At 42.5% G+C, this 9032-nt stretch carries 8 protein-coding genes; 2 read left to right on the top strand and 6 right to left on the bottom strand.

Features of this window, described 5'->3' with window-relative positions; genetic code table 11:
- Nucleotides 1–168 precede the first annotated feature (168 nt).
- From DXB15_RS16335 to DXB15_RS16310, 6 genes are all read right to left on the bottom strand, one after another.
- The gene (locus tag DXB15_RS16335) at nt 169–1761 is read right to left on the bottom strand and encodes an ATP-binding cassette domain-containing protein (protein ID WP_118703518.1); all 1593 of its coding nucleotides are present in this window, start codon (nt 1759–1761) and stop codon (nt 169–171) included.
- A gap of 97 nt (nt 1762–1858) precedes the next feature.
- Entirely contained in the window at nt 1859–2116 is a 258-nt protein-coding gene (locus tag DXB15_RS16330; RefSeq protein ID WP_118703517.1) for a hypothetical protein, read from the bottom strand.
- A gap of 98 nt (nt 2117–2214) precedes the next feature.
- The gene (locus DXB15_RS16325; RefSeq protein ID WP_109215138.1) at nt 2215–2535 is read right to left on the bottom strand and encodes a hypothetical protein; all 321 of its coding nucleotides are present in this window, start codon (nt 2533–2535) and stop codon (nt 2215–2217) included.
- Nucleotides 2536–2607: 72 nt separating this feature from the next.
- Nucleotides 2608–3042: a hypothetical protein gene (locus tag DXB15_RS16320; protein WP_118703516.1), complete on the bottom strand. Its 435-nt coding sequence runs from the start codon at nt 3040–3042 to the stop codon at nt 2608–2610.
- Nucleotides 3039–3458 carry an RNA polymerase sigma factor gene (locus tag DXB15_RS16315; RefSeq protein WP_118703515.1) on the bottom strand — a complete coding sequence of 140 codons (420 nt, stop codon included), beginning with the start codon at nt 3456–3458 and terminating at the stop codon, nt 3039–3041. Before DXB15_RS16315 ends, DXB15_RS16320 begins: the two co-directional genes overlap by 4 nt.
- Nucleotides 3459–3744: 286 nt before the next feature.
- Entirely contained in the window at nt 3745–6789 is a 3045-nt protein-coding gene (locus tag DXB15_RS16310) for a glycoside hydrolase family 2 TIM barrel-domain containing protein (protein ID WP_118703514.1), read from the bottom strand.
- A gap of 128 nt (nt 6790–6917) precedes the next feature.
- Here DXB15_RS16310 and DXB15_RS16305 point away from each other — a divergent pair, with 128 nt between their 5' ends.
- The gene (locus DXB15_RS16305) at nt 6918–7727 is read left to right on the top strand and encodes a helix-turn-helix domain-containing protein (protein WP_118703513.1); all 810 of its coding nucleotides are present in this window, start codon (nt 6918–6920) and stop codon (nt 7725–7727) included.
- A 333-nt stretch (nt 7728–8060) separates the two neighbouring features.
- Nucleotides 8061–8735, top strand: a complete 675-nt coding sequence (locus DXB15_RS16300) for a DUF6198 family protein (RefSeq protein ID WP_177957762.1) — start codon at nt 8061–8063, stop codon at nt 8733–8735.
- The last annotated feature ends 297 nt before the right edge of the window (nt 8736–9032 follow it).

The following is a 9032-nucleotide window of genomic DNA, read 5'->3' as shown; positions in this document are numbered from 1 at the left end:
TGCGGGCTATTTTCGTTCAAGAGGTCGGCAAAAATCGAACTTTCCTATAAAGTAAAAAAATAAGTTGATGCATATTTTTCATTCATATCCATCAACTTATCTGCTAAAAATTCCTATCAAATAAAAAATTCCGGTTTCACACTATTGCATGAAACCGGAATTTTTATCCTACAATACGTTCTTTGCTTCTTTCCACTTACCATCTCTGAGCAACGCATTAATTCTGACTTCCCGCTCCACACGAATACGCTCTGCCTCAAAAATATCACTTTCAAAATATTTCTTATAAATACTTTTGCGATAGGCTCTTCCGCTCTGCTCACGAACCGTACCATTCTCCAGCAGTAAGATTCGATCTGCGCAGTTTGCAACGGTATAAAAATCGTGTGTTACCATGAGTACCGTTCCCTTATACTCTTTGATTGCTTTTTCAAGGGCAATCTGCGCATAAGTATCCAGATGACTGGACGGCTCATCTAAAAACAAGATTTCTGCATCTGATTCGCACAGTGCTCTAAGCTGTTTGATGTTTCGCTCGCCACCGGAAAGCTGCTCCGGATCATCATCAAAAATCTGTGTGTAATATCCGATACGGTCAGCATCTGATTTCATGCTTTCGTAAATATCCTTCAACATGCTGGATTTTCCGGTTCCATTGGCACCAACAATAGCTACCTTTTCCCCTGCCTTGATATCAAAGGAAACATTTTTCAATAATTCACGATCAAAGGAAAGGGCATAATCTTTTACTGAAATTACAACCGGTGCATTTTCCGGATCAAAATCCTCCGGACGCTCCACCTCCGGGAATGTAAAATCATATCCATGATTTTCGATAAACGGATTTTTACACTGTCTTGCCTGCAGCCGCTCCAGATAGGATACACGGGCTTTCAGCTGTCTTCCTTTTGCTGGATTATCAATATAAGTTGCCTCTGCACGAATCTTCTCAATGAGTTTTTCCTGCACTGCGATCCACTCCGCATCCTTAGTCGCCTGCTCTGCCATCTGGACTTTTGTCTCCAGCATTGCCTGATTGTATTCTGCAAACGTACCTGGGAATTCCTGCAGTTCCATGTTTTCCAGATGTAAAATCTTATTGAAACACTGGCTTAAAAGCAGTCGGTTATGAGAAATCGCAATAATGGTTCCCTCATAATTATTGATCAGTTTGGAAAGACCGATAATATTTTCAAAATCAAGGAATACGTCCGGCTCATCCATGATCAGAAGCTGCGGCTTTAAGAGCATGCTTTTGATGATAGCCAGAAGCTTAAATTCACCACCGGAAATTTTCTTCACGGATGTATCTTCCAGAGCAGTCATCCCTGCAATCGCAAGTTCTTTTCGAATATTGGAATCATAATTATACGCGTCAATGGCATCCATCTCGTCCAGCACTTTCTGATAACGGCCGTATACCTCGTCCATATCTTCTGCGTTCTCCATCTCCGCGCAGATTGCTTCTGATTTCTGCTGAAGTTCAACAAAAGGTTTTGCCAGAAAATCAAAAGAGGAAATGTCCTCTGTCTCATGCTTTACAAACTGTGGAATATAACCAATGCGCACTGCTTCGTCTTTTTCAATTTTGCCATCGTATAAATACTCATCCGTGTGGATAATCATGTCGATCAGTGTGCTCTTTCCTGTGCCGTTGCTGCCGATGAGCGCCGCATGGTCACCCTCGACAATTTCAAAACAAATCTCGTTATATAAATCCTTCTGTGGAAAGCCGAAGGAAACATCTGTAAATTTAATCATTTCATACCTCTTAATTTTTTGTCGTTATTTTTACCTATTTTAACAGTAAATTGAGATTGAAACAATGTTTTTCTATTTATCAGGCAATACATAGGTATTACATCCCATCAGCACCACACCAAATATCACTGCATATATAAGCGGTTTTTTCCAAAATTTCATCTGCCACACTTTCTGATAACGCATGGTACTGTTCCATACTTGCGGGATTTATATCTTCATTTACCGTTGTACCTGTATTTCTAAAACCATCAAGTGTTAGATTGGCTGCCGGTAAAATAGCAAGCGTCCGGACAAAACTTCCGTTGTGCCGCGTTTTATAACTGTAAGCGCAGGACAGAACAATTCCCAGCACCAGTGATACCCCGATGCATAATCCAGTTCCGAACAGATCTGACTGTGGGGGATTACATCCGCCTGTTGGCAGAAAAGAGTCGTAATATATTTCAATTTTTATTCCAACAAGGATTTACGAAAATACTTATCCACTCTGTAAAACAGACCGATCGTTACTGCCACCACTAATAATAAAAAGATGATTACAATCGTCATAGCATATTCCTGCGGCAATGCAACTGCAAGCACTCCAGAAATGGCAATTCCAACTGCAAGTAACAAGACAGGCTTTCCTAATTTTTTAGCATACCCTGCCTTATCTTTTGTTCTATCGAATACGTTACCATGAACAAAAGTATAATTTCCTTTCAGCAGGGAAATACTCAAACCTATCATAATTACCGCAATGAACCATGTCATAATGCTAAATCCAATCATACTAGCCACATCTCCTTAGAAACCTCTGTATTCTATGCCACTATTATAACTTACTGGTTATTCATCTTCAACCTAATCATAGACATATTCCGGTATTTCTCTGTTATAGTCCTCTTCCGACCATATCTGTTTTCCATCATAAATAATGCTTTTACACGGAGTATCCAATTCCACATATGCACTTCCATAAAATTCATTATTATAGGTTTCCGCACGACCGCTCACTTTGTCCGCTATGGTCAGCTTATACTCTTTTGCAGTCTTCATCGTTGCAGAACCATCTTCGTTCAATACAAATGAAGGTCTGTAAATTGCGCTTCTCCTGCTGTCGGGCCACTGACAATATACAAATACTTTTTGAACTCCACCCTCTTCCATGCAATATATGTCTTTCACTCTCATATTACTTTCATTTGAAGGAATGACAGGTACACATAATACAATAAAACAGATAACACATGCAGCTACTGCCGAAATCACACAAGCAATCGCTATTTTATTTTTCACAAATCCGCAATATCCCGAAATGGGAGCTCGCCAAACGTCCGCAGAGAAAACACCTCTTTGTACGGTTCGTCCATTGTATGAAGAATTTTGTGAATGGATTTCAGCGTTTCCTGATTTATGATCATTGACTCAACTGTCTCACCGTTCCACTCCAATTTCCTGAAAAGAACCTCATCCGACACATTGCGTTTCTCTTTTTTGATCTTCTTCAACCAGATATTTCTGGCAATGGCACACAACCACGTATAAATACTGGAATTCCCCTTAAACGCCGTCTTTTTATACAACGCCCGGCAAAAAGTCTCCTGTGTAATATCTTCTGCTTCGGATGAATTATGACAAAGTGATAACACATAATAATATACCGCTTCATACTCTGCAATCAGGATATCCTGGCTGATTTCATGTTCACTCATCTGTATTCACCCCCAAAAAACTTCATCATGATTTTGTTTTCTACTAATTAGACCTCATGGGATCAAAAACGTTACATTATTTTTCAATTTTATTATTTGTATTTTTAACAATCAACATTCGAATAGCATTGTAACGTAGAAGAAAGGTCTCCGGCAATTTTTTCTTAGCGTGCGATTGTTAGCCGCGAAGACAAAATTGTCGGAGACCTTTTTCATAACCTATCGTTGATTCACTTTACCGTAAATTTTTTCAAAACTTACCGTTGATTCATTTTACCGTAAATTTTTATAACCCTTTAAACACGAAACTAAATGTCATTTTTTCATCGACTTTGAGCAAATATTCCTCATGAATCCGTGCACCCCAGCTGTCATCACCTGCAATACCCATCTGACCTTTCGCCGCACGTACTACCGTATAATGAACCTCCGGAAGCTCATACGGATGCATTGCATTTTCCATTTCATGTGGTGTATACGGAAGTGCAGAGAACATCATCGGACCATTTTCCGGATCCATCTCAAATAACATTCCGCGTCCCTTGCGGTCTGTTACTTTCGCCCAACGTACTTCTTCTTTTGCACCACACTCCTGTGGAACCATGTAATGAGCCATATTGTCAGCTACCATGTTTTTGTAAATACCAAGTTTTGCACCATGTTTACGGTCTGCATAAGTCTCAACCTCGCCCAGTCCGTACCATTCTACATGATCATAATCTGCATTGAACTTGAACATTACGCCAAACTCCGGCATATCGCCCAGTTCTTTGACCGGATCATAAGTAAGTGTTGTTTTTACACGTCCATCACCAAATACTTCATAGGAAAGTGTGCATTCTGCCATCGGTGTGGTCGGCATTACATAAGTGAAGGATACCACTGCGGAATGCTCTTTCACTTCCAGCTGTGGCAGGTTGCCACCTACATAGATGCCCTGACGGTAGTCCTTGTGGTTCAGATACATACTTGCGATCTTCCACTGTGCATAACGCATCTGCATCAGGTTTCCACAGTCGTTGTCAACCGGTGCACGCCAGAAGTTTGGTTTCGGAATGGACTCGATCATCTCACGACCTGCATATTTATAAGATACCAGACCTCCGTTTAATACAGAGAATAATACTTCAAAATGTGCGCCGCGGATACCGATGTTGTGTGTGCTGCGGATGATCTCGATTTCCTCTGTGCATGCAACCGGTGCTTTTTCTACCTGGTATACATACTGACCAAACGCTACTTCATGTCCTGCTTTTGCCCATACTGTATCAGCTTTCAGATGGAAGGATACGGTTACGGTATATTCGCCCGGACGCTCCTGTTTTGCAATCGGAAGATCATAGGTTTCTTCGCTTAACGGTGCAACTGCAGTTGCCAGCGGTTTCGTACAAACAACTTTTCCATCTTTTGCCAGTGTTACTTTTGCACTGTAAATATCTGTATTTACAAACAGGTTCTTGTTGATGACGGTTACTTTATCTTCGCTTACTTTCGCAGTAATGTTCTGATAGTTGAATTTTACTTCCTGCATCTTCGGAGAAGCCTCGCGGTCACCGCCGTATGCAATACCGTTTCCGCTAAAGTTGTAGTCTGTCGGACGCTCGCCAAAATCGCCGCCGTATGCCTGGAACTCTTTGCCGTAACGGTCTTTTTTGTAAATAGACTGGTCGATGTAATCCCAGATAAATCCGCCCTGATATTTTGGCTCTGTATCGGTCAGATCAGTATATTTATGCATTGCACCGCAGGAATTTCCCATAGCATGTGTGTACTCACAGCAGATGAACGGTTTGCTGTCATCTTTTGCAAGGAACTCTTTGATGGACTCAACAGATGGATACATCTGGCTTTCCATATCGCTGGTGTCATTGTAGCTGCGGTCATGGAACAGACCTTCGTAATGAACCAGACGGGTCGGATCCTCTCTGCGGAATAACTGTGACATTTCAAAAATATCTTTTCCGCCGAAGGACTCATTTCCACAGGACCAGATCAGAATTGCCGGATGGTTTTTGTCGCGCTGATACATGGAATTTGCACGATCCAACATCATTTCCAGCCATTCCGGTTTGTTGTGTGGAACGGTGTAGGTAAAGTCTTTTGTCATCTCTGCCACATCCCAGGAACCGTGGGATTCCAGGTTTGTCTCGTCGATCATGTACAGACCAAACTCATCGCACAGCTCGTAGATTTTAGACATATCCGGATAATGGCAGGTACGAATGGCATTGATATTGTTTAATTTCATGGTTGTCAGATCTTTGCGCAGCTCCTCCTCGGATACGTGACGACCGCTGACAGAACTGAACTCATGACGATTTACACCTTTGAATACGATACGTTTTCCGTTCAATGTCATGATGCCGTCTTTCATTTCAAAACGACGGAAGCCGACTTTCTGTGGAATGATCTCCTGCACATTTCCATTTGCATCGGATACGGTCAGTCCCAGATCATATAACTGCGGATCTTCTGCGCTCCAGAGTGCCGGAGCGTCCACCTTCCATGTAAATGTATCTTCATCGGAAATCTCTTTTTCGTCCTCCAGAATGGTTTCACCATCTTTGGAAAGAACCACTTTCAGTTTTCCACTGCCCCAAGTCTTTGTCACCAGTTCCAGATCTGCGGTCTGCAGAGATTCTTCCGGAATTGCACGGATACGCAGGTCATTTACATGTACTTCCGGAACGGTATAGAGATATACATCTCTGTAAATACCGGAGAAACGATAGAAATCCTGATCCTCACACCAGCTGCTTGCGGTCCATTTGTATACCTGCGCTGCCAGTTTGTTTTCGCCTTCTTTTACATACTCGGTCAGTTCAAATTCAGACGGTGTAAAAGAATCCTCGCTGTATCCTACAAATTTTCCATTCAGCCACAGAGCCAGTCCGCTTTCTGCTCCCTGGAAGGAGATAAATAAACGTTTTCCCTTCATCTGCTCCGGAACGGTAAAATATTTTACATAACTTGCCGTCGGGTTAAAATGTGTCGGGATCTCGCCCGGATGAATGTCCTCATGTCCTTCCCACGGATACTGCACATTTGCATACTGTGGTGCATCATATCCCTCCATTTGAATATGTGCCGGTACATAGATGTCTTCCCAGTCTTTGCAGTTGTAATCTTCTGCTTCAAATCCCGGAATCGCACTCTCATAATTTCTCGCATACTGGAATTTCCAGAGTCCGTTTAATGACTCACGATAAGAAGTCTCTTTATCCCATACTTCCTCTTCCGATGCATAATACACATGATCAGAATGTGCATCCAGACGGCCATCGCGGAAATACTCCGGATCTTTTACTTTTGCATAATCAAACTGTTTCATTATTTCCTCCTCCTGATAAATCGTGCTCTCTACTACATTAAGTATTTTTAGTATAGCAGATTTTACGCTATAGGTGTATAATATGTTTCGCTAAAAAATATAACATTTTGAAACAAGTGGAGGTTATTATGCCAATCTACTTTAGAAATACGCCAGTAAGTGCTCCATTCATGTTTGACTCCATCGGAAATCATTGGATTGAAGGGGGAACCTGCCGTCCGGAAGGCTATCCGCATTATCATTATCTACAGACAGAATCCGGTTGCGGGCAGATTGAAATACAGGGGAAAATTTACGAACTGCGGGAAAATGAAGGTTTTCTGATCGCGCCTTCCATTCCGCACTCCTACAAAAAGAAATCTGATCTATGGATCAACGCTTTTGCAACCTTTACAGGGACATTAGAATCAAGTATTCCTGCCATGCTGCAAAATAGAAGTGTAATCTGGATAGGAAAAGAACAAGGACAGCAGATTGCCGCTCAGATTGCCACCTGCGTAGATGAGATTGCTGCACACGGTCAGCAGGACAGCAAATTTCTGTCTCTCAACTGCTACAACCTTCTGCTAAACTTTACAGACTGCGTCAATGGACCGGCTCATATGCAGGATCCACTCTATCAGAGATATATTGTACCCGTTGTGCAGGAAATAGAAACAAACTTTGCCACAGATCTGACTGCACAGGCATTAAGTGAAAAAGTATTCGTGTCGCCACAGTACCTTTCACGTCTATTCCGACGCTTTTTCTCCTGCTCAGTGTACGAATATCTGACCATGCACCGCATCAATAAAGCAAAGGAACTTTTACTGGTCAACACATACCTGAAGGTTCAGGACATTGCCAGTATGACTGGTTTTTCCGATACCAGTCATTTTATTTCCATGTTCAAAAAAGCGACTGGCATGACACCATTGGAATTTCGGCGGATGCACTAGTGACCAAATAGGGACTTGAACACATCTTCCTTTAGTGCTAAACTCAGGTGTGCAGTTGATTTCAAATCGTGTTTGCAGCCTATGCATCCGTTTATTCATCATAGGATAGCAAACGCTATGGATTATACTGTTCAAGTCGAACGCACGTGAGACTTGGTGCGTGATTCTGGTCAGCGAAAGCTGACATATTCTTCTCAGAATCACTGCACATCCCCGCGGAGCGTTTATCTCAGTCGGAGATTGTACTCCCACTGAGAAAGACTTGTTATTACTCACCACTTGCAGAAGTGGGAGTCTTCTCGACTGAGATAAAAACTAATTGGAGGCATGATCATGGACGATACATATTCGCAAGATCAAAGACATATTTTTCGCGGGGAACTTGCCCTGCTTCTGGTAATTATAATGAACAGTTTTGGCGTGGTACTGATGCTTTATTCCGGTTCCGGAATTTCTGCCATTTCCAGTGTACCTTACGCATTTTCCGAAGTATTTCCGTTCCTTTCCCTTGGAACATGGACGTATATTTTTCAGGCAATCCTAATTGCGTCACTGATGGTTCTTCGTAAACGCTTCGTAGCAGAATATCTGCTTAGTTTCGTGGTTGGTTTCGCGTTCAGCATGATGCTGGATGTTCACGAAGGATGGATTTCCATTCTTCCTTATAACATTCCAATGCGAATCCTTTACTTTGTCATCAGTTATCTGCTGCTCTGCCTCGGAATCGCTCTTTCCAACCGCTGCGGACTGCCGATCATCCCGACGGATCTCTTTCCACGAGAACTGTCTGCCATCAAAAATTTCAAATACTCAAAAGTAAAAATATCCTTTGATGTCATATGTCTGGCAACCACCGCACTGATCACAGGCATTGGTCTCGGACGCATCAAAGGACTTGGAATTGGCACCGTTCTGGCCGCATTTACCATGGGAAAAGTAATCGGACTTGTCGGGGAAAAACTCGACAAACATTTCCGCTTCGTAACCTTCCGCACGGCACGCTCCTAAATTCTTATTTGTGTTCATGGCTACACTTAACGTATGAACGGCAAAATCGGAGCATCTTTCCTCAAACACTAGACGTTCACTACCCTCACTTCGCAACAGTTTTATCTCAGCCTTAGGGCTGAGATAAATGCTCCGCGAGGATGCGCAGCGATTCCATAAGGAAAAATGACAGTTTACACTGTCTGGAATCGCGCGCCAAGTCTCACAAGATCGACTTGAATGCAGCTCGCTCCCGGCTCCTATAGGACGCCACTGAAAAAGTGGTAAGTTTAGTATCGCAGGGCGTCAAATATGTGA

Origin of the sequence: Roseburia sp. OM02-15, assembly GCF_003481835.1 — a bacterium.
Taxonomy (GTDB): domain Bacteria; phylum Bacillota; class Clostridia; order Lachnospirales; family Lachnospiraceae; genus Eubacterium_I; species Eubacterium_I ramulus_A.
This window is presented reverse-complemented; position numbering and strand designations above follow the sequence as displayed.